21 protein-coding genes are annotated in these 21247 nt (G+C 30.7%); 9 read left to right on the forward strand and 12 right to left on the reverse strand.

What is annotated here, in order from left to right; genetic code table 11:
- The first annotated feature begins 5 nt into the window (after positions 1-5).
- The 8 genes from dnaJ to BXY80_RS13275 all read left to right on the forward strand — a co-directional run bounded on the left by dnaJ (position 6) and on the right by BXY80_RS13275 (position 8734).
- A complete protein-coding gene (gene dnaJ, locus BXY80_RS13240) occupies positions 6-1124 on the forward strand; it encodes a molecular chaperone DnaJ (RefSeq protein WP_120202723.1) in 1119 nt (372 codons plus the stop codon).
- 232 nt (positions 1125-1356) lie between these two features.
- A complete protein-coding gene (locus BXY80_RS13245; RefSeq protein WP_120202725.1) occupies positions 1357-2283 on the forward strand; it encodes an ABC transporter ATP-binding protein in 927 nt (308 codons plus the stop codon).
- A 2-nt stretch (positions 2284-2285) separates the two neighbouring features.
- Positions 2286-3596 (forward strand): ABC transporter permease, encoded by a 1311-nt coding sequence (locus tag BXY80_RS13250; RefSeq protein WP_120202727.1) that lies wholly within the window; start codon positions 2286-2288, stop codon positions 3594-3596.
- 2 nt (positions 3597-3598) lie between these two features.
- On the forward strand, positions 3599-4420 hold the full coding sequence (locus BXY80_RS13255) for a mechanosensitive ion channel family protein (protein WP_120202778.1): 822 nt from the start codon (positions 3599-3601) through the stop codon (positions 4418-4420).
- Positions 4421-4432: 12 nt separating this feature from the next.
- The gene (locus tag BXY80_RS13260) at positions 4433-5596 is read left to right on the forward strand and encodes a sigma-54-dependent transcriptional regulator (protein ID WP_120202729.1); all 1164 of its coding nucleotides are present in this window, start codon (positions 4433-4435) and stop codon (positions 5594-5596) included.
- 196 nt (positions 5597-5792) lie between these two features.
- Entirely contained in the window at positions 5793-6644 is an 852-nt protein-coding gene (locus BXY80_RS13265) for a PPK2 family polyphosphate kinase (RefSeq protein WP_120202731.1), read from the forward strand.
- A gap of 88 nt (positions 6645-6732) precedes the next feature.
- On the forward strand, positions 6733-8145 hold the full coding sequence (locus tag BXY80_RS13270; RefSeq protein WP_120202733.1) for a M20/M25/M40 family metallo-hydrolase: 1413 nt from the start codon (positions 6733-6735) through the stop codon (positions 8143-8145).
- Between the two features lie 4 nt (positions 8146-8149).
- On the forward strand, positions 8150-8734 hold the full coding sequence (locus BXY80_RS13275; RefSeq protein ID WP_120202734.1) for a hypothetical protein: 585 nt from the start codon (positions 8150-8152) through the stop codon (positions 8732-8734).
- 97 nt (positions 8735-8831) lie between these two features.
- On the opposite strand, the gene BXY80_RS13280 is transcribed toward BXY80_RS13275, so the two are convergent.
- The 10 genes from BXY80_RS13280 to BXY80_RS13320 all read right to left on the reverse strand — a co-directional run bounded on the left by BXY80_RS13280 (position 8832) and on the right by BXY80_RS13320 (position 16816).
- Positions 8832-9566, reverse strand: a complete 735-nt coding sequence (locus tag BXY80_RS13280) for a DUF6090 family protein (protein ID WP_120202736.1) — start codon at positions 9564-9566, stop codon at positions 8832-8834.
- Positions 9567-9735: 169 nt separating this feature from the next.
- Positions 9736-10308 (reverse strand): peptidylprolyl isomerase, encoded by a 573-nt coding sequence (locus tag BXY80_RS13285; RefSeq protein ID WP_120202738.1) that lies wholly within the window; start codon positions 10306-10308, stop codon positions 9736-9738.
- Between the two features lie 16 nt (positions 10309-10324).
- Positions 10325-11509, reverse strand: a complete 1185-nt coding sequence (locus BXY80_RS13290; protein ID WP_120202740.1) for a DUF1624 domain-containing protein — start codon at positions 11507-11509, stop codon at positions 10325-10327.
- Positions 11510-11544: 35 nt separating this feature from the next.
- Positions 11545-11823, reverse strand: a complete 279-nt coding sequence (locus BXY80_RS13295; protein WP_120202742.1) for an NAD-dependent epimerase/dehydratase family protein — start codon at positions 11821-11823, stop codon at positions 11545-11547.
- Positions 11824-11834: 11 nt separating this feature from the next.
- A complete protein-coding gene (locus tag BXY80_RS13300; RefSeq protein ID WP_120202744.1) occupies positions 11835-12260 on the reverse strand; it encodes a hypothetical protein in 426 nt (141 codons plus the stop codon).
- A complete protein-coding gene (locus BXY80_RS13980) occupies positions 12257-12409 on the reverse strand; it encodes a hypothetical protein (RefSeq protein ID WP_162843319.1) in 153 nt (50 codons plus the stop codon). Before BXY80_RS13980 ends, BXY80_RS13300 begins: the two co-directional genes overlap by 4 nt.
- Before the next feature lie 259 nt (positions 12410-12668).
- Entirely contained in the window at positions 12669-13199 is a 531-nt protein-coding gene (locus BXY80_RS13305) for a nuclear transport factor 2 family protein (RefSeq protein ID WP_120202746.1), read from the reverse strand.
- 57 nt (positions 13200-13256) lie between these two features.
- The gene (locus tag BXY80_RS13310) at positions 13257-14027 is read right to left on the reverse strand and encodes a hypothetical protein (RefSeq protein WP_120202748.1); all 771 of its coding nucleotides are present in this window, start codon (positions 14025-14027) and stop codon (positions 13257-13259) included.
- A gap of 159 nt (positions 14028-14186) precedes the next feature.
- Entirely contained in the window at positions 14187-14930 is a 744-nt protein-coding gene (locus BXY80_RS13315; protein ID WP_120202750.1) for a LytR/AlgR family response regulator transcription factor, read from the reverse strand.
- Positions 14931-14932: 2 nt separating this feature from the next.
- On the reverse strand, positions 14933-16816 hold the full coding sequence (locus BXY80_RS13320; protein ID WP_120202752.1) for a tetratricopeptide repeat-containing sensor histidine kinase: 1884 nt from the start codon (positions 16814-16816) through the stop codon (positions 14933-14935).
- A gap of 180 nt (positions 16817-16996) precedes the next feature.
- Between BXY80_RS13320 and BXY80_RS13325 the strand changes: the two genes are divergently transcribed.
- Positions 16997-18007, forward strand: a complete 1011-nt coding sequence (locus tag BXY80_RS13325) for a T9SS type A sorting domain-containing protein (RefSeq protein WP_120202755.1) — start codon at positions 16997-16999, stop codon at positions 18005-18007.
- A 59-nt stretch (positions 18008-18066) separates the two neighbouring features.
- On the opposite strand, the gene BXY80_RS13330 is transcribed toward BXY80_RS13325, so the two are convergent.
- Positions 18067-19152 (reverse strand): aromatic ring-hydroxylating oxygenase subunit alpha, encoded by a 1086-nt coding sequence (locus BXY80_RS13330; RefSeq protein WP_120202757.1) that lies wholly within the window; start codon positions 19150-19152, stop codon positions 18067-18069.
- Positions 19153-19271: 119 nt separating this feature from the next.
- Complete coding sequence (locus tag BXY80_RS13335; protein ID WP_162843320.1) at positions 19272-21149, reverse strand: histidine kinase dimerization/phosphoacceptor domain -containing protein; 1878 nt, start codon at positions 21147-21149, stop codon at positions 19272-19274.
- Positions 21150-21247: the final 98 nt, after the last annotated feature.

Raw genomic sequence — 21247 nt, forward strand, 5'->3', positions numbered from 1 at the left:
AGAATATGGCAAAAAGAGATTATTACGAGATATTAGGTGTTAGCAAAGGAGCAACAGCTACCGAAATAAAAAAAGCATATCGTAAGATGGCTTTAAAATACCATCCAGATAAGAATCCAGATGATAAAGATGCTGAAGCAAAATTTAAAGAAGCAGCAGAAGCTTATGAGGTTTTAAGTAATGACGATAAAAAAGCACGATACGACCAATTTGGTCATCAGGCTTTTGAAGGTGCAGGTGGCTTTGGCGGAGGCGGCATGAACATGGACGACATCTTTAGTCACTTTGGCGATATTTTTGGTGGCGGAGGTGGTTTCTCTGGCTTTGGAGGCGGTTTTGGCAGCGGTGGTCAAAGACGTGTTAAAGGGAGCAATCTTAGAATTCGTGTAACACTTACTTTAGAAGAGATTGCTAATGGTGTTGAGAAAAAAATAAAGGTAAAACGTAAAGTTCAAGCGCCTGGAACAACCTATAAAACATGTTCTACTTGTAATGGTTCTGGTCAAGTAGCTAGAGTAACCAATACTATTTTAGGACGCATGCAAACTGCTTCTGCCTGCCCAACATGTGGCGGAGCAGGACAGAGCATTGATAAAAAACCTGCAGATGCAGATGCTCAAGGTTTAAAGCCAACAGAAGAAACAGTATCGGTTAAAATACCAGCTGGAGTTGTAGATAATATGCAACTTAAAGTTAGTGGAAAAGGAAATGAAGCTCCAGGTAACGGAATCTCAGGAGATTTGTTAGTGGTTATTGAAGAAGAAGATCATGCTACTTTAAAGCGAGAAGGAGATAACTTGCATTACGATTTGTATGTAAGTCTTCCCGATGCTGTTTTAGGTACGTCTAAAGAAATAGATACTGTTACCGGTAAAGTGAGAATAAAAGTAGAAGCCGGTGTGCAATCGGGTAAAATTTTACGCTTACGCGGAAAAGGTATTCCAAGCATAAATGGTTATGGTAAAGGAGACTTATTGGTACATGTAAACGTATGGACACCAAAGACTTTAAGTAAACAACAAAAAGAGTTTTTTGAGAACATGAAAAATGACGAACATTTTGAGCCTAAGCCAGAAAGCAGCGATAAATCATTTTTCGAAAAAGTAAAAGATATGTTTTCATAACAAAGCAAATTTTAATAAAAAACACTATATTTGAATAATCACTAATTAATTTTAGTGGTAATTTTTCTTTTTCATAGCAATTTTTTCCCATCCTTATCTTGATAAGGGTGGGTTTTGTTTTTTAAATCAAATTGTAGTTTAATATTACAACTTTTAGCTTTCAATAAGCTATAGTTTGTAACATTTAATATCTTTACGCCACTTATAATAATAGACACTCAAAACAATATATATGAATGATTTATTAGTTGCTAATTCAGTTTCTAAAAATTTTGGAGACTTTAAAGCACTAAACAATGTTTCAATAGCTGTTCCTAAAGGCAGTATTTTTGGGCTACTTGGTCCAAATGGAGCTGGAAAAACTACTTTAATTAGAATTATAAATCAAATTACAATGCCAGACCAAGGTAATGTGTTGTTAGATGGTAATGCGTTACAACCAAATCATATACAAGATATTGGTTATTTACCAGAAGAACGCGGACTGTATAAATCTATGAAAGTTGGCGAACAAGCGTTGTACTTAGCACAATTAAAAGGTTTGTCTAAACAAGAAGCTAAGTCACGTTTAAAATACTGGTTCGATAAATTAGATATTGGTGATTGGTGGAACAAAAAAATACAAGAGCTAAGTAAAGGACAAGCTCAAAAAATTCAGTTTATAGTTACCGTTTTACATCAACCTAAACTGCTAATATTTGACGAACCTTTTTCAGGTTTTGATCCAATTAATGCAAACCTAATTAAAGACGAAATTTTACAACTTAGAGATGAAGGCGCGACTGTTATTTTTTCTACACATCGTATGGAATCGGTAGAAGAGTTGTGTGATCACATTGCTTTAATACATAAGTCTAATAAAATATTAGACGGTAAATTAACAGACATTAAGCGGCAGTATAAAACCAATACATTTGAGGTAGGTTTACAAACACCAAATGTAGATGAGGTAACAAAAATTATTCAAGATAAATTTCAAGTGTTGCCAGCAACATTTAAAAATTTAAATGATGATTTAAAACTAAATATTAAATTGAATGAACAAGATTCTTCTAACGATTTACTATCTTTTTTAACCTCTAAAGCTGAGGTTCACCATTTTGTAGAGGTGATACCAAGTGCTAACGATATTTTTATTCAAACTGTCAAAAACAACTAGTAATGAATCATTTACCACTCATTATAAAGAGAGAATACCTAACTAAGGTAAAAAACAAATCGTTTATTGTTATGACGTTTTTGAGCCCATTAATTATGATTGCTCTTATAGCCGTTGTAGCTTATTTGTCTCAAATGAATAACAATAAAGAACGCACAATTGCTATTCTTGATGAAACAGGTTTAGTAAGTGAGATTTTTGTTAATACAGAACATACAACGTACTCTATTTTAAATAACTTATCATTAGATGAGGCAAAAGAACAAGTTAAAGAGAAAGAAGACTATGGACTACTATACATTGAAAAAGGCAGCAATGATTCTAAAATCTCTAAAACTATTAAGTTCTATTCTGAAGATACACCTTCATTAACAATCATATCTAGTTTAGAAAGTAAGATTGAAAAAAAGATAACAGACTTAAAATTACAACAAGGTGGCGTTGATATTAAAAAAATAAAAGCGTCTAAAACTAATATTAATATTGCACAAGAAAGTTTTACTGGAGAAAAAACTTCAAAAATCGACAATATTATAAAACTGGCATTTGGCGGAATTGCTGGATATCTACTGTTTATGTTTATCATCATTTATGGTAATATGATTATGCGTAGCGTGATAGAAGAAAAAACGAGTCGTATAATTGAGGTTATTATATCTTCGGTAAAACCTATTCAATTAATGATGGGTAAAATTATAGGGACTTCATTAGCCGGAATTACACAATTTGCAATTTGGGTAGTTTTAGGTGGTGTCATGGTTTTTATTCTTACAGCTATTTTTGGTATTAATCTAGATGTCAATACACCACAGCAAGAGTTGATGCAACAAGCAATGCAATCTGAAGGTATAGAAATGCAGGTGCAATTGGCTATGCAGTCATTTTTTAATTTACCAATTTCTAATCTTATTGTAGCTTTTGTATTTTTCTTTATTGGTGGATATTTACTTTATAGTTCGTTATACGCTGCAATTGGTGCTGCTGTAGATAACGAAACAGATACACAGCAATTTATGATGCCAATTTTAATGCCTTTAATTTTGGCTGTTTACGTTGGTATTTTTACGGTAATTGAAGATCCTCATGGTACAGTTTCTACCGTGTTTTCATTTATTCCGTTTACTTCACCTGTGGTAATGCTAATGAGAATTCCGTTTGGCGTACCAATTTGGCAGCAAATAATATCATTAGTATTACTGATAGGGACTTTTGTATTTACTGTTTGGTTTGCAGCAAAAATTTATCGTGTTGGTATTTTAATGTATGGTAAAAAACCAAGTTATAAAGAACTTTATAAATGGTTAAAATATTAAAAATGAATAAAGTAAAAGAGATTTTAAATTATAACTTCCAGTTTAGTGAAAATATTCATATTACTGTAAAAACAATTCTAATTGTAATAGTAATAATGGTTTTAACAGCATTGCTGCTAAAAGGAATAAAAAACCTAGTAACTCGAAAACTTCCAGCCAACGATAAGCCTAAATTTAAATCGGTATTTTCTTTTGTTAGATACTTTATTTATTTAGTAGTTCTGCTCATTACAATGCAAAATATGGGCGTTCAACTAACAGCCATATTAACAGCATCTGCAGCCTTGTTGGTTGGTGTTGGACTGGCTTTACAAACCTTTTTTCAAGACATAATTTCCGGAATCTTTATATTAATAGACCAATCGGTACATGTTGGTGATATTATTGAAATTGATGGTAAAGTTGGTCGCGTAGTAGAAATTAAATTAAGAACAACAAGAGCTGTCACCATAGATAACAAAGTTTTAGTCATTCCTAATCACAAATATTTAACCTCAATATTATATAATTGGACAGAAAATGGAGTGCTTACAAGAGAAAGTGTAAGTGTTGGTGTTGCTTATGGCACAGATGTTGAAAAGGTAAAACTATTATTAATTGAAGCTGCAAATTCTAACACTTCGGTTTTAGATAAACCAGAGCCATTAGTATTGTTTGCAGACTTTGGAGAAAGCTCTTTAGACTTTAAAATTATATTTACAATCAATAATAGTTTTGAAGCTAGTATAGTTAAAAGCGAAGTTCGTTTTAAAATAAATGAACTATTTAAAGAAAATAATATTACAATTCCGTTTCCACAACGTGATATATATATTCAAAAATAAATAGAAATAAGTATGCCTAAAATATTAGTAATAGAAGACGAAGCAGCAATTAGACGTGTATTGGTTAAAATTTTATCAGAAGAAAGCGATACTTATTCTGTTGATGAAGCTGAAGATGGTCTCGTTGGAATAGAAAAAATTAAAAAAGAAGATTTCGATTTAGTGCTTTGTGATATCAAGATGCCAAAAATGGATGGGGTTGAAGTGTTAGAAGCTGTTAAAAAGATAAAACCAGAAATACCTATGGTTATGATTTCTGGTCATGGCGATTTAGATACTGCAGTTAATACAATGCGCTTAGGAGCCTTTGATTATATATCAAAACCACCAGATTTAAATAGATTATTAAATACAGTTAGAATTGCTTTAGATAGAAAAGAACTAGTCGTAGAAAATAAAATGCTCAAGAAAAAAGTGAGCAAAAAATATGAGATGATTGGCGAAAGCAAAGCAATAACTCATATTAAAGAAATGATTGAAAAAGTATCTGCTACAGATGCTCGTGTGTTAATTACAGGACCAAACGGAACAGGAAAAGAATTAGTAGCACATTGGTTGCACCAAAAAAGCGAACGTTCTAAAGGACCATTAATTGAAGTGAATTGTGCTGCAATTCCTGCTGAACTTATAGAAAGTGAATTGTTTGGTCATGTTAAAGGAGCATTTACAAGTGCTGTAAAAGATAGAGCAGGTAAATTTGAAGCTGCAAATGGCGGAACAATTTTTTTAGACGAAGTTGGTGATATGAGTTTATCTGCTCAAGCAAAAGTGTTAAGAGCTTTGCAAGAAAGCAAAATTCAACGTGTAGGTAATGATAAAGATATTAAGGTTAATGTTAGAGTTGTTGCGGCAACAAATAAAGACCTTAAAATGGAGATAAAAGAAGGCAGATTTAGAGAAGATTTATATCATAGACTAGCAGTTATCTTAATTAAAGTTCCAGCTTTAAATGATAGGCGAGATGATATTCCTTTATTAATAGAACATTTTTCTAGTAAAATAGCTAACGAGCAAGGCACAGTAAAAAAATCATTTTCTGCTAAAGCAATTAAATTGTTGCAAGAATATGATTGGACAGGAAATATACGTGAACTTCGTAATGTTGTAGAACGTCTCATTATTCTTGGTGAAAAAGAAGTCAGCGAAAATGATGTAAAGTTATTTGCAAGTAAATAAAGTAAAGAGGTTGTCTAAAAAGTAATTATCTTGTCATTTTGAGCGGAGTCGAAAAATCTAAATTATTTATAAATTAAATTTTTAATTTTATTGGGATTCTTCATTATCATTCAGAATGACACTTTTTATACAAGGCTAAATTTAGATTTTTGAATTAGTAGAATTTTATATATTTAATAGCAATAAATTTCATAAAATGAATAACTATAAAGTCTCCCAAAACATAAAACTAAAAAATATAGCTACTAATGTAGTAATTGATGATGCTGAAGACGAATTAAGACGTGTTAGAAAAAAATTAGGTAAACTTCAAGACACACTATATGCACATGGTAAATATGCAGTTCTAGTTTGTTTACAAGGTATGGACACCGCTGGTAAAGACAGCCTAATAAGAGAAGTTTTTAAAGATTTTAATGCGAGAGGCGTAGTTGTGCATAGTTTTAAAGTGCCTACAGAATTAGAACTTAAACACGATTATTTATGGCGGCATTATATAGCACTTCCTGCACGCGGAAAATTTGGTGTGTTTAATAGAACACATTATGAAAATGTGTTAGTAACACGTGTTCATCCTGATTATATCTTGGGAGAAAATATTCCTTCAGTAAATTCTATTGATGATATAAACGGTGCATTTTGGGATAAACGATTTGAGCAAATCAATAACTTTGAAAAACATATAGCAGAAAACGGAACCATAATCTTCAAATTCTTTTTACATCTTTCAAAAGAAGAACAAAAAAACAGACTTTTACGTCGTTTAAATAAGCAAGAAAAAAACTGGAAGTTTTCATCAGGTGATTTAAAAGAGCGTAAACTTTGGGATACATATCAAGCTTGTTATGAAGATGCTATTAACAGAACGTCTAAGTCATACGCACCATGGTTTACTATTCCAGCAGACGATAAACCATCTGCACGTTATATAGTTGCTAAGACTATGTATGACGCTTTAAAAGAATATTCAGATATTAAAGAACCAGAATTAGACGATAAGCATAAAGCAAATATTGAACTATATAAACAAGAGTTGAATAACGAATAATTAGTTTGCACTTATTTTTTATGATTTCTTTTTAATTTCATAAGTGCATTTAGCACTATATTTATGCTTTATTAATAATTACCATCACATGAAGCATATTGTTGCCCTACTTTGTCTTTTTATTTCATTACAATCTTCAGCTCAAAAAGTAGATGCTGAAACCCTTAAAACTATTTACAATACCTCTTTAACTAATGGTAAAAGCTATGAGTGGCTTGACCATTTATCTAACCAAATTGGCGGACGTCTTTCGGGTTCTCTAAATGCAGAAAGAGCTGTTGAGTATACTAAAGAAGAGTTAGAGAGTTTAGGCTTAGATAAAGTCTGGTTGCAGCCAGTTATGGTACCGCGTTGGGTTAGAGGCGCACCAGAATTTGCATATATAGAAACTGCTCCAGGTAAAACTACAAGTGTAAATATTTGTGCACTTGGAGGCTCTATTGCAACACCATATGGAGGCGTGAAAGCAAATTTGGTAGAGGTAAAAAGTATAGAAGATTTAAAAGCTCTTGGCAAAGAAAAAATTAAAGGTAAGATTGTGTTTTTTAATCGCCCAATGCAAGCCGATTTAATTAACACCTTTGAGGCTTACAGTGGTTGTGTAGATCAACGTTATTCTGGAGCAATAGAAGCAGCAAAATTTGGTGCAGCTGGTGTTATTGTGCGTTCAATGAATCTGCGTTTAGACGACTTTCCTCATACAGGAAGTATGAGTTATGGCGATTTGCCAAACTCACAACGTATTCCTTCCGCAGCTATAAGTACAAATGATGCCGAGCTACTTAGTGGTATGTTGTCATTAGACAAGAACATAAAATTATATTTTAGCCAAAATTGCAAGCAGCTTAAAGATGTGCAATCTTACAATGTAATAGGAGAAATAACAGGAAGCGAATTTCCAAATGAGTATATTGTAGTTGGCGGTCATCTTGATTCTTGGGATTTAGGAGATGGTTCACATGATGATGGAGCAGGTGTTGTACAATCTATGGATGTTGTTAGACTATTAAAAGAAAGTGGCATTAAGCCTAAACGTAGCATCCGTGTTGTTCTGTTTATGAATGAAGAAAATGGTTTACGTGGCGGAAAAAAATATGCCAAAGTAGCTAAAGCCAAAGGAGAAAATCATGTCTTTGCTTTAGAAAGTGATTCTGGTGGATTTACACCACGTGGGTTTACATTTGATTGTAGTGACGCAGTTTTTAATAAAGTATTACAATGGCAACCTTTATTTAAACCTTATTTAATTCATTATTTTGAAAAAGGATATGGAGGCGCAGACATAAATCCATTAAAAGAATCATCAAAAACACTTGTTTTAGCAGGATTACGTCCAGACACGCAACGTTATTTTGACCATCATCATGCAAGTAATGATACATTTGATGCTGTAAATAAACGCGAACTAGAACTTGGAGCTGCAACAATGACAGCACTTGTTTATCTATTTGATAAATATGGAACTTCAACAATTACAGCAGAAAAACAATTAAAAAACTAAAATTATGCGTAGTGTAGTGTTTATTTTAATAGCATTATTTTCATTTAATGTTACAGCTCAGGAAACAGAAAAGTTACCATACTACCAAATTCCTGAATACCCAGAAAGCTATACAGCTGGAGCAGTTGCAGCTAGATTAGTAGATGGTTTAGGGTTTAGATATTATTGGGCTACAGAAGCATTAAGAGATGAAGACTTAGCTTTTAAGCCAAATGAAGATGCACGAACTACAGCTGAAACAATAGATCATATTTATGGACTTTCTAATGTAATCGTGAATTCTACGTTAAAGCAACCAAATGATAGAACAAAAGAGCGCCCAGAACTTACTTATACAGAGAAGCGTAAACAAACTTTAATTAACTTAAAAACTGCTGCTGATATTTTAAGAACAAGTAAGGATATTTCTCAATTTATGATTATTTTTAAAAGTGATAAAGGAACTTCGGAATTTCCTTTTTGGAACAATATAAATGGACCAATTGCCGATGCTATATGGCATTGTGGTCAAGTTGTATTATTAAGGCGTTCATCCGGTAATCCGTTTAATTCTAAGGCAAGTCTTTTTAGAGGAAAGCTTAGAGATTAACTACAAATTTCGTTTATATCGTTTTCCTTGTTTTAATTTTTTTTTCATGCTTAATGTTTATATAAAGATGTAGTTTTAAAGCTAGAATTATATTAAACTACTCTTTTACTGTATCCTTAAAGCGTTCTTCTATTTTTGTAAGAATAGTTTCTGCATTTTGTTTGTAAGCTTGTATAAAACGCAAATGGTTATTTGCTGCTAAAACATTATGAGATGCAACGCGTTTTCTGTAATCTTCACTTTCAGTGAAATATAATATCATTTCATCTGTTAGTTTTTGCTGCGTCCAATCTATAAACCAAGGTTGGTTTTTATAGCTTTCTATATTCCTAAAAATTTCATCTTTTATAAAGGCATTGCTTTGGTCTATTAAATCAGGCAGAATGGTATAAAATTGAGATATATCTGCAATTAAAGAATCACTTTGTGAACTGTGTTGATCTGAAAAATTTTTCAAAAGATTGTAGCCTTTCTTTTGTACAGAAAAAGGTTGATAAATGGTTGTAAGACTTCTACATGAACGGCATTCGTCAAAATTATCTTTTGTGATTTCTTTATTGATTATTCTAAGACTATTTTTTTGATTGTCTTCATAAAATTTTATGATTGCAGACGCTGTAATTGTGTCCCTAACTAAATCGTTAGAAACGGTTTTTAAAATAGTATTAAGCTGTTGTCTTTGCTGTCTTTTTTCTTTCCAATTATTAACTTGTAGTGCTAATAAAATTCCAATCATAACTAGAGCTATTTCTCCAATAGCGTAAAGCAAGTAATTTGTAATTCTATTTTCTTTTAAAAATTTCTTACGCAGTTTTCTAAAGACACTAATCATAGGTTACTTATTTTTCATTATCTTTTTTAATATGCTTTTTCATTTTAATATACCCAGTAACTAAACGCACACCTAACCTAGCAAATAGGATGATGGCAATAACCATGACAATATCAAACCCGTTCATTGCAACAAGGTAATATTTTTTTGAAAATTAGTTTTATAAGTTTTAATCAATTATTCTAATTGACTTTATGGTTACTGGAGTTATTAATTTTTGACCACTATTTTTTTGCGATTGAATTTTTAGCACGATATCCATGCCTTTAACGACTTTGCCAAAAGCTGCAAAGCCCTGTTTGTCTGGATGGCGCTTGCCTTGATAGTCTAATTCTGGTTGGTCATTAATACAAATAAAAAAATTGCTTTGCGCAGAATTTGGAGTATCTCTTGCCATAGATATGGTTCCGTGTTTGTGTTTAATTCCTGTTTGTGATGTAGTTTCCATTTCTATTGGGGGAAACAATTTGTCCTCAGAAATATCGCCACCTTGTATAACTTCAATTTTTATATCCCTATCTGCTTCATTTTCCTTAGTGCAAACTCTAAAGAAATTTGAGTTATCATATAAGTTATTCGATACATATTTCGTAAAATTTGCAACGGTATTTGGTGCTTTATCAGGATATAGCTCCACAATAATTAAGCCTTTGGTTGTTTTTATTTCGCAGATAGTTGCTTCTTTTGAGCAAGCAAGAAATACTAAAGAAAATAATAAGATGATAAAGTGTTTAAGTCTCATTCTTTTTTGCACTAATTTACAAATAACTAAGCCACCATTTATCTCTGTTATTTGCTTTGTATAACATATATTTTTTGCTCGGAAAATAGAGTAGTACTATAACACCTACCCAAATTACATAAACGGTAAAGAGAGAATACCCATAGTTTAAAAGTTTTCCGCTACTAAAAACATCTTTGGTTAAAATCATATCTTGCCAATTTCCTCCTAAATTAATAACACCAATGATTGCAAAAAGATGAATAACTAGTATATGCATGAAGTAATAAAATAAAGGAACACGGCCAAACACTAAAAAGAAGTTGGTTACTTTATTCTTTACTGGTTCAATTACATAAAGAAATAAAAGAGATGGTCCAATTGTAATTAAAATATAAGCTAAAGAAGGTGGATATTTGGTTACGTTAAAAAAAGATAATATGGTATAAGTTGTATTTTTTTGAGTAGTCCATGGCACTAAATCACCATAAATATTGATGCCTCTAAGAATAAAAAATAGTAGTATTGCTCCAAATCCTAAACGGAGTAACCATATTTTTCTTAAAACTGGGCTATAATCTTTTTGATAAAAATACCCTAAAGAATAGCCTAATACCATTAGTCCAATCCATGGTAATATTGGATAAAATATACCAATATCTGAAGTGCTATTAATGGTAATAATATTAGATTGATGCAAAATATACCAGGCTATAGATCGAAAACTATTGCCTTGCATTACAATACCATCTAATAAATTATGACCAGTAACAATAATAAAACCTATAATTAAAATCACTTTTCGAGATAAAAAGATTAAAAAGGACAATGCTATCATACTTAAACCAATAGCCCAGATTACTTGTAGTATTAATCGGCTAAAAGTTATATCAAACTTCCATAATAAATTGTTTAAAGTAATTTCTAGAAAGATAAGCCATAAACCACGTGTAAATAAGAATTTAAATAGTTTGGGTTTTGTTTTTTTATTGCCATATAAAAATGCTGATGTACCGGCAAGAAACACAAATACTGGAGCGCAATAATGAGTTATAAAACGTGTGAAAAATAGAATAGGTGTAGTTGTATCAAGATCTGTAGGATTGGTTAAAAACAAACCATAATGAAAAAAATCTCTTACATGATCTAGAGCCATAATGACCATAACAACACCTCTTAAAATATCTATAGATTCTATTCGGGTTGATTTAACTAATGTCATATACTATTTTGCTTTTTTACATCTATGTAATCTTATTAATAGATTAATTTATTAATAGTTTGAAAGCTTGTGTTGCTATTAAATACGGTTATATCACAATCTTTTACAAAATCTTTTAAAGCAGATTTATCATTAATGTCAAGCTCACACACGTGTAATCTATCTGCATTTTCTAAAAGCATTAAGTGTTGATAGGTTTCTTTTTTATTAATATCACTTGTTGAAATCTTAACATCAAAACTTTGATCTAAAAAAAGTTTAGGGATGTCACTATCTATAAAACCTGAACCTCCTATAATGCCTATTTTTTTCATTATATATGATGTTACTTTTTGTGATTATTTATTACAATCCAATTACCAGCATAGGTTTGTAGATGAATTTGCTTAAAGTCATTTGTTGAATTTTTTGTCTCTTGAAAATCTATTTTCTTGTGATTTAAATACTTTACCAAAGTTTTAAAATCTAACTTATTTAAAGCATATACTTTTTGTCTTGTTGTATTTGTTGAATTGAGGTTTTTAAATTTAAAATTTGAAAATTCCCAAGAGGTTAACCTGTAATTTTGATGTAGCTTAATGTTATTAAGCTGAGTATACGCCATATTTTTATATAGTTCTTCACATCGATTATAATCATTAAGTATAATAAAAGAGTTACAGCGTTTAAAATTATGTTCTTGACTATAACTATTTGTCGTAATACAAGCTAAAATGATTACTTGAAATGCTATTTTAAGTAATGCCTTCATGCTAAAAATGTTTTCATATGGTCAAAAAGTTCTGAGGTCATTGACATTATAATCTCAGTTATAAGGTAATAGAGCATTAAGATTGAAATAATGGTTATTACTATTATTAAAGCTTCATTATTAGAATTTTTAAGCTTACTTTTTTTCATCACTGGTTAGTTTAAAGTTAGTAGTAGGCTTATTAAATATATTGTTCTTGAAAACAGGTAGATTTGACAATAGCATTAAGACATCGATTATTTAACTAAAACCATCACACTAAAACTAAATACTGTCTTTGATGTTACTGTCAAATGTTTTCTCTATAGAAAAAGTTACGCTACTCTACCTGTTTGATTTTTTTTTGAAAGAGTAAGTTTAATCTAATTGTGTTTATTACTAGGTTTATTAGATCACACAAAGTAATATTTAATCACTTACAGTTTCATCAATAGCTTGAAGGTTCTTTTCAGCTTCTATAGCTTGGAGTTGAAGTATAATTTGAGACGAATCCCACATACCAACTTCTCTTACAATTTTACCATCAACAAATCTGTACGTTAGATGTATTGGTAAGCTTACATCTTCGTTGTTGCCTGCTAACGTGCCTTTCCAATCTAACCAACAGTTTACCCAAGTTTCGCCATCGTCTGTAATAACCATTTCGTATTCTGGGTCGTCACCTGTAAAACCTCTATTAGAGTATAGCGCATCATTTTTTTTATGAAAAGCTATGGTTTCACTTGGAGACATAGATTCTCCTTTGGTTGCATTATAAAATGTTTTTGAGGTATCTGCATAAATGCTAACGTCGTAGGTTTTATTATTGTAGTTTGCAATTAATGTTTTTACGGTTTCAATCTCTGGAGATTGTTGTGTATATCTTTTGTCTTTTGTTTGGCAAGATGCTAATAAAAGTGTGGCAAGGCCAAATAGAATTAAATGTTTTAAAGTTTTCATTTTAAGTTAGATTTAAAACCTGCTGAAATTAACAGCAGGTTTATATGAGTTGATAGGTTACTTTTTTGCTGTAAACGAGTAAGATAAGTCTGGTCTCATTGACCCAGTAACTTCTTCGTAACGAGATGCTAAATTGAATACTGCATCAAAAACAGCTTTGCTTTCTTTTCCTAAAAGTGTTCTGTTTTCTGAGCTTTTTTTGGCATAATCTTCTGCGTTTTTAGCAGATACAACCACAAGAAAATAGTCTTCCATTTGTCCGAAACCTTTGGTATAAATGCGATAGTGTACTTTTGAGTTTTTGTTTACAAATAAATCTTTAACGGCCTTTAGCTTTTTAACCATATCGCTTCTGTTTTCAGGCGTAACATAGATATAATGCCATTTTCTGTAATCTTGACCTTCTTGTGTGGTGCTCATTCCATCTGGCATATAAGACAGATCATTGTTTCTTAAAACTACATAACTACCATGTTTATCGTAGCATTTGTCATAGCGATTAAAATAAGAGGCAAACTTTTCTTTCCCTATTTTTTCTACTAGAGGCACCATTGAGAAATTATCGATATCTCCAAGGTTTTTAATGGCTGAAATACTTAAAAACTTACCGTTAGATGTTTGTGCAACATTCCATGTGCCTTCAAAATTGTGCTTTTTACAATCTTCGTTAAACTCTTTAGAGATGGCTTCGTATTCACTAGTTTTAGATGGCTTTACTTGATCTTCATGAACTAAGAATGCTTGAAAGTTGTCATCTTGCGCTTGAGCACTAAATGAGGTTAATACTGTTACAAATACTAATAAGATAGTTTGTTTAAATGTTTTCATAATTAATAGCTTTTAATGGTTTATAATTAATTGAATCAATATTGATTCTTAGTCTAAGTTGCTATTAATCAGAAGAAAATACAATTGATTTAGGACGAAGGGTATAAAACATTGTCCGAAGCTATCTAATAAGTTTTCAGAAGAAAATTGATTATGCATTTATATGGTTTGTAACCTTTTAAGAAGTTCAATGCGTAGTGTTTTACTAATTGGTATTGCTTTTTTTGCAATAACGACATGTGTTCCTGCAACTTCATCTATTTGCGATAGATTAACTATAAAAGATCGATGGATGCGTAAAAAATGCATGCTGGGTAATTTTACATTAAGATCTTTTAAGGTTATTACTAAAAGGTATTCTTTATCTTTTGAATAAATTCTACAATAATTACGTTCGGCCTCTATGTAAAGAATGTCTTTGATTCCTACTTTTACCATGCGTTCATGATGCTTTACAAAAATACAGTCGCTTAAAATAAATGGAGAGGTTTCATCTTTTGTTGAATTATTATTTTGGTTGTTTTCTAAATGAAGTCTATTTATAGTAAGTTCAATTGCATGTTGTAAGTCTAATTTTTTAAATGGCTTTGAAATAAAAGCAAAAGGATTAGTGGCTTTTGCTTTATTAAAATGTTCTTCATCTGCATTTGCGGTTAAGTATATTACAGGTATATTATATTGGTTTTGAATTTGTTTTACTGTTTCTATACCATCTAATTTTCCTCTTAGATTAATGTCCATTAAAATGATATCTGGTTGATTTTCATTTATATGCATTAAAGCTTCTTCGCCTCTAGGAATTATACCAGTTACTTCGTAACCTAAATTGGTTAATTCTAAAGAGATGTTTGCCGCTATTAGCATTTCATCTTCAACAACTAATATTTTTATAGGTTTTTCCATAGTTATGCTGCTTTTAATTTAAATTGAAATGATATAGAAGTTCCTTTATCGTTGTTTTCTTGCATTTTTCCGTTGAGTTGTTGTGTTAGTAAATTAATAAGTTGACTGCCAAAACCAGTGCCTTTTGGTTTTTCATTTTTTACTTTGCCAATACCATTATCTGTAACATGAAGTGTTAGAATATTATTATTTTTTTTAGACATACTAATTTTAATATTACCATGATTGTTTTCTGGAAAAGCGTATTTTAAAGCATTGGTTAATAGCTCATTAACAATGAGACCTATTGGTACTGCTGTGTCTACATCGAGTTCAAGATTATCCATTGCGCATTCTATTTTTACCTTGTCTTCTGCATTGAATGTGTCAAGAATACCTTCGCTTAAATTAAGAAAGTAGTCTTTCATCTCAATACTGCCTAAATTATCACCTTGATATAGTTTCTGATGAATAATTCCCATAGATTGAACTCTATGTTGGCTAGCTAACATAGCTTCTTTTGAGGCTTTATCATCTAGTTGTGCAGATTGCAATGCGATTAAACTTTTTACCATTTCGAGGTTGTTTTTTACTCGATGGTGTATTTCTTTTAGTAGTAATTCGTTTTGTTTGTTTTTTGAATCTAATTCTGTATTTAAAATTTGTAATGCTTTTCTTTTTTTACGAATAGTTCTAACACTAGAAATAGTATGAACTAAGCCTAAAGCTAATAAGGCAGCAATACTTATATACAGAATTTTAGTTTTTTCTTGTTGAGCAATTTTTTCATCTTGAAAAACAATGGTTGCATTTTTTTTTCCAGTTTCATATTTAGCTTGAGATTCAGATTCTAAGCGATGTATAATAGTTTCTCGATATTCGTCATAATGAACAGAATATAGTTTATGATACTCTAAGGCTTTTTCGTAATTACCTAAAGCAGAATAAATATCTGAAACATGCATATAGTTTTCCCATAGGTTTCTTTCTCTACCTGTTTTTTTAATAAGCTCAATCGCTTGTAAATTATAAGGTAAAGCATCGCTGTATTTTTCTTGTAAGAGATACACATGACCAATGTTGGCTACTGATGGAATTAAGTAACGCTCTAATCCTAATTTTTTTGAAATGTCAATATTATGTTGGTAGTCAACAATTGCTTCTTCATAACGCTCTAAGTACTTCAAGATATTACCTCTCCAATTTATAGCTGCCATATATAGTATTCCAGATTCTCCAGAATTATTATATATATTAATAGCTTTATTTATGTTTTTGAGTGCATCTTTTAAATCTGCTCCAGAAAATAGTTGATTGGCGGCTTTGTATCTATATGATAGTGCTAAATCTTCGTTTACTTTAAGTTTCTCTTGTATGGCAATTGCCTTGTCGCAATAGGCTACGCTTTCTTGATATCTATGTTCATAATATAATAAATCGCATATATGAGTATAACAAATTGCAATGCCTTTTTGATTGTTAGAGGCTTCGTAAATTTCTAAAGCTTTATGTACAAATACTAAAGACTTATCGTATTCAACTTTTAAATTATGAAGCACTTTTAATTCAAGATATGTTGTTGCTAAACTTTCACTTTGATTTGATTTTTTATAAAAATTCTTTACTAAGTTTATATAGTAAAACGCCGAATCTAACTTAGAATATTCTCTATGGTAAGTTGCTAAATGGTTATATGATTTTATTAATGCATTTTGATTATTACTAGTTTTAGAAAGACGAATTGTTTGGTGAGCAGTTTTATATATTAAAGTCGAATCTTTAATGTTTTTAATATGGTTGTCTAACCAATTTAAATGTGTATGTATTTCTTTTGAAACTAAATTCTGGGCACACAAAAATATAGGCACACAAAAAAGTGTAATAATTATGGTTAGTTGTTTATTCATAAGCCTTTATTGTTGCTATCAAAAAGACTTGGGAGAATGGATGTTAAAGATACGAATTTTTTTACAGATGCGTAAATAACTGCAATATGTTAATCTAAGATATAATTTATTTGTTTTATAATATTGTTAATTAGTATTTTCGCTTTATAATTTGCTAGTAATCAAAAAAATAATAAGCTTATGAAAACAAAATTACTTTATTTATTTTCGATTTTAACAGGAGTCTGTTATTCTCAATCGCCCATAAACAATTATAATAGTGCACCAATGACAACTTATGCTATAGTGACATCTGGCACAGCAATAGATCAAAGTACAGGAGGATCTAATTTAATATGGGATTTTACTAATCTAACACAAGTTGGAGGTACAACAGATACTTATGCATCACCAACTGCTGGAGAACTTACTACGTATCCAGGGACGACATCTGTATTAACCATCACAGATGCTGCTATGGTAGAAAGCAAAGGGTTTATTAAAGATGTTGCTGGTGAAGTTTCATTAACTGGTATAGAACAAACAGAGTTTGTTTTAAACTATAATACAGATAATGCAACAATTGGGACTTTCCCAATGAGTTATACAAATACAAATTCTGATACAGCTGCAGGATCTTTTACCTATACCACTTATAACGGTACTTTTGAAGGTACAGTTGATACAACAATAGATGCTTACGGAACACTCTCAATGAATGATTTAGGTCAAGGTGCATATAGTAGTGATGTAACACGCTTAAAAACAGTTCAAAGTTTTAATTTGTCGTATAATATTTTTACTAATGTTGGTACAGCAGTTTTAACTATGTATAATTATTATGATGATACTAATGGTAATTTAGTATTTAGAACAAATACACTTGTTATTAATGTACCATTATTAGGCATCAACCAAACTACAACAATAATGGAAAGTATGTTAACTAGTACTTTAGGTGTGAATGACAATAATTTGCAATTAAGTCAAGTTAAAATAGTACCAAACCCCGTAGAAGACATTTTAAATATCAGCTTAACTAATAATCAAATTATTCGTTCTATTTCTTTAATAGACCTGAATGGAAGAGTTGTTTTAAATATAGAAGGAGATATTAGAAATATATCAGTAGATCATTTAAAAAAAGGACTATACTTTGCAACGATTACTACTGAGGAAAATAGTATAACTAGAAAATTTATTAAGAGATAATTCTTAATATATTCAAAATAGAATAGATGAAAGCGTTTCAATTTTTTGAAGCGCTTTTTTTATTTTAGATAAGTTGCAAGTAAGCTATGAAAATGATGCACACCTTTTTCTCTAGTAGGTGAAAACCGTCCTGTATTATAAAACCGTGATTGTACACCTTTATGAACACTCTCTACAACAAACTCATCTTCACGTTCTACCTTATCTAACAATGCTCCAGCACCTTTATTAAATTTAGATTCGTCATACATATAAGTAATAAACGAAACTTTAGTTTTGTTTAAACTTATTGGTTTTACAATGTTTATAGAAAGTCCCCAAGGATAAAAATTAAACATCATGTTTGGGAAAATCCAATAGTAATATGCACCAACGTGTTTACCATAATCTATATGATATTCTGGTAAATCAAAAACTTCTTCACCGTCGTTGGCATAACCTATTTGCAAATTACAGTGCTCATAAATTTCTGTAGTGTAATTACCATAATCTAAAACACTATTTAAATCGTCATGCACAAACGGAATATGAAATCCTTCTAAATAATTATCACAATATAATGCCCAATGACAATTTACCAAATAGTCTTTGCTTAAATCTTTTCTGTGTTTAAATTGATGTAAAGGAAGAAATCCAATACGTTCAATCATAATTTCTAAAACAGTATCAAAATCAAATACTGGGTTTAAACTAACAAAAATAAAGGGATCTAAAGTACCCACTAAAAATTGTCGTAAATCATCACAAGGTCGTGGGAAATTTTCAGCTTCTTCAAACTCTGGCATAGATTTAAATGAGCCATCTAAATTAAAACGTCTGCCATGATACATGCATTTTAATTGACTTACCTTTCCTGGGTTTGTAACAACAATATTTCCTCTATGTGTGCAAACATTACTAAAGCACATCACACTATCATCTTTGTCTCTAATGAGTACTAAAGGTTCAGTGATATAATTATCAAGCAAAATAAAAGGATGAACAGCTCCGGCAAATGGTACTAAATTTTCATCACCAACCCATTGCCATGTTTTAAGAAAAACAGATTCTTTTATAGCTTCAAAAATAGTTTCGCTTCTATAAAACTCGGCAGGCAAAGTTTCGGCAGATTTAATGTTTTGATCTATATTAAAAGTTTTGCCCATAAGTTTTTTTTGTTTTTATAAAGATAGAAAAAGCATAAGACTTTTATTTACACTTTAAATCTAATATTGTAATACTAAAGTTGTACAGAAAATTTATCTAATAGATGTGGTTTTTATATTCATGCTGATGCGTTTATTTTAAATTGAAAAGATATTGATGTGCCATTGTTATACGATTCTTTCATAATACCGTTAAGCTGTTGAGTAAGTAAGTTAATTAATCGCGTACCAAAACCTGTACCTTTTGCAACTGCATTTTCTGATTTACCAATACCATTATCAGTAACACTTAATGTTAAAACGTCTTGATTTAGTTGAGACATGCTAATTTTAATCTTACCATTATTATTGTCTGGAAAGGCATATTTTAAAGCATTTGTTAGAAGTTCATTTACAATTAAACCAATAGGAACAGCTGTATCCACATCGAGTTCAAGTTGATCCATAGCACATTCAATTTTAACTTTGTCATCAGCATCAAAAGTATCCAAAATACCACTACTTAAATTGATGAAATAATCTTTCATATCTATACTACCTAAATTTTTACCTTGATACAGTTTTTGATGTATAATTCCCATAGATTGCACTCTGTTTTGGCTTGCAATCATGGCATCTTTCGTTTTTGTGTCTGTGATTTCTGCAGATTGGAGTGCGATTAAACTTTTAACTAATTCGAGGTTGTTTTTTACACGATGATGGATTTCTTTAAGTAGTAATTCGTTTTCCTCATTTTTAGCCTTAATTATACTTGTTTTCTTTTTGCTTTTATTAAAAAAGTAGGCCATTGCAAAAAGTAAAATACCTAATAAACATGCTATAGCAATAATTAATGTTTGTACGCGATTTTTTTGTTCAAGTAATATATTTTGGGCTGCTAAAGCTTCATTTTTTTTGCCTGTTTCGTATTTAATGACCATTTCTGACTCAAGGTTTACTATTTTATTTTCTAGTACTTGTTTTTCGTTGTTGTTTGCTTTTTCCTTGTAAAATAAAGCATTTTTAAAATCACCTAAATGCGTATAGCATTGAGATAAGTCATTATACTGTTTAACCATGGTGTTTTTGCCTTGGCGTTCGTATTCTTTTACACCAGCCGATAAATGCTCTAAGGCTTTTTTATAGTCTTCTTGAAGTAAATATACTTGACCAATTTCTGTTCTATAAGTAGCACAACGTTTTTCGCCAATAATATCGACGCATAATTCCCAAGACTTAATATAATCTTTAAGTGCATTTTCATAATCATTTGCTAAAACATAAACTTCACCTCTATATGATAATGCTTTAACAGGAATAAATGTTTCTTCAGGAACTTTTTCTCTTACAACTTTTAAGGCATAATCTGTAGCTCGATACGCTTTTTCAAACTCTCCAAGTTTACCATGACTGATAATTAAATTGAATTGTGCCATACCAAGCAAGCCATAGTTTTTAGTTTTATCTAAAAACGGAATAGCTTTGTTAGTATATTCAATAGATTTTTTATAATCTTTCATAACACGGTATAAAACACCAAGTGTTCTGTAGGCCATTCCTAAACCTTCGTCGTCGTTAAGTTCTTCATAAATAGGAATAGCATTAAAAAGAGCACTTTGAGATTCTTCTAATCGCCGAGACTTTATATAATGTCTCGATAATAATTCATAAGTATCTGCTATCTTTTTTTTATCAGTTCCATTTTGGTGGTATTCCAAAACTTTTCCAGTATGATATACTGCAGAATCTGGAGAAAATAATCCATTATATGCATGCCAAACAGATATTTCTTCATGAACTTTAGCTATTGTAGAATCTACTTCATTGGTTTGAGCTCGTTTTAGAGTTTGTAATGCCATGTCATGATATACATCAACATTTTCAAAATTGCTTTTCATCCACGAAATACACGAATCGATAGAAACATTATTAAAAGCTTTAACATTTTTAGAGCCTTGTGAGTGACTATAAAAACATAGAAAGTACGCGGTTAAAAAGGTAATAGTTGGTTTAATCATATCTTTCAATGTAATAATTAAAAGACTTGCGGCTAAACCAAAGATATAAAAGCTTAGCATATTATTATACGAAACATCTTTAATCCTTTTAAAAAATA

The sequence above is a fragment of the Ichthyenterobacterium magnum genome (assembly GCF_003610635.1).
Taxonomy (GTDB): domain Bacteria; phylum Bacteroidota; class Bacteroidia; order Flavobacteriales; family Flavobacteriaceae; genus Ichthyenterobacterium; species Ichthyenterobacterium magnum.

Excerpts from the sequence above, each read along its gene's own strand:
- BXY80_RS13245 (WP_120202725.1), top strand. The coding sequence starts at position 1,357 with ATGAATGATTTATTAGTTGCTAATTCAGTTTCTAAAAATTTTGGAGAC.
- BXY80_RS13275 (WP_120202734.1), top strand. The coding sequence starts at position 8,150 with ATGCGTAGTGTAGTGTTTATTTTAATAGCATTATTTTCATTTAATGTT.
- BXY80_RS13290 (WP_120202740.1), bottom strand. The coding sequence starts at position 11,509 with ATGACATTAGTTAAATCAACCCGAATAGAATCTATAGATATTTTAAGA.
- BXY80_RS13335 (WP_162843320.1), bottom strand. The coding sequence starts at position 21,149 with ATGATTAAACCAACTATTACCTTTTTAACCGCGTACTTTCTATGTTTT.
- BXY80_RS13980 (WP_162843319.1), bottom strand. The coding sequence starts at position 12,409 with ATGAAAAAAAGTAAGCTTAAAAATTCTAATAATGAAGCTTTAATAATA.
- BXY80_RS13265 (WP_120202731.1), top strand. The coding sequence starts at position 5,793 with ATGAATAACTATAAAGTCTCCCAAAACATAAAACTAAAAAATATAGCT.
- BXY80_RS13255 (WP_120202778.1), top strand. The coding sequence starts at position 3,599 with ATGAATAAAGTAAAAGAGATTTTAAATTATAACTTCCAGTTTAGTGAA.
- BXY80_RS13270 (WP_120202733.1), top strand. The coding sequence starts at position 6,733 with ATGAAGCATATTGTTGCCCTACTTTGTCTTTTTATTTCATTACAATCT.
- BXY80_RS13310 (WP_120202748.1), bottom strand. The coding sequence starts at position 14,027 with ATGAAAACATTTAAACAAACTATCTTATTAGTATTTGTAACAGTATTA.
- BXY80_RS13315 (WP_120202750.1), bottom strand. The coding sequence starts at position 14,930 with ATGGAAAAACCTATAAAAATATTAGTTGTTGAAGATGAAATGCTAATA.
- BXY80_RS13330 (WP_120202757.1), bottom strand. The coding sequence starts at position 19,152 with ATGGGCAAAACTTTTAATATAGATCAAAACATTAAATCTGCCGAAACT.
- BXY80_RS13320 (WP_120202752.1), bottom strand. The coding sequence starts at position 16,816 with ATGAATAAACAACTAACCATAATTATTACACTTTTTTGTGTGCCTATA.
- BXY80_RS13305 (WP_120202746.1), bottom strand. The coding sequence starts at position 13,199 with ATGAAAACTTTAAAACATTTAATTCTATTTGGCCTTGCCACACTTTTA.
- dnaJ (WP_120202723.1), top strand. The coding sequence starts at position 6 with ATGGCAAAAAGAGATTATTACGAGATATTAGGTGTTAGCAAAGGAGCA.
- BXY80_RS13295 (WP_120202742.1), bottom strand. The coding sequence starts at position 11,823 with ATGAAAAAAATAGGCATTATAGGAGGTTCAGGTTTTATAGATAGTGAC.
- BXY80_RS13325 (WP_120202755.1), top strand. The coding sequence starts at position 16,997 with ATGAAAACAAAATTACTTTATTTATTTTCGATTTTAACAGGAGTCTGT.
- BXY80_RS13285 (WP_120202738.1), bottom strand. The coding sequence starts at position 10,308 with ATGAGACTTAAACACTTTATCATCTTATTATTTTCTTTAGTATTTCTT.
- BXY80_RS13250 (WP_120202727.1), top strand. The coding sequence starts at position 2,286 with ATGAATCATTTACCACTCATTATAAAGAGAGAATACCTAACTAAGGTA.
- BXY80_RS13260 (WP_120202729.1), top strand. The coding sequence starts at position 4,433 with ATGCCTAAAATATTAGTAATAGAAGACGAAGCAGCAATTAGACGTGTA.
- BXY80_RS13300 (WP_120202744.1), bottom strand. The coding sequence starts at position 12,260 with ATGAAGGCATTACTTAAAATAGCATTTCAAGTAATCATTTTAGCTTGT.
- BXY80_RS13280 (WP_120202736.1), bottom strand. The coding sequence starts at position 9,566 with ATGATTAGTGTCTTTAGAAAACTGCGTAAGAAATTTTTAAAAGAAAAT.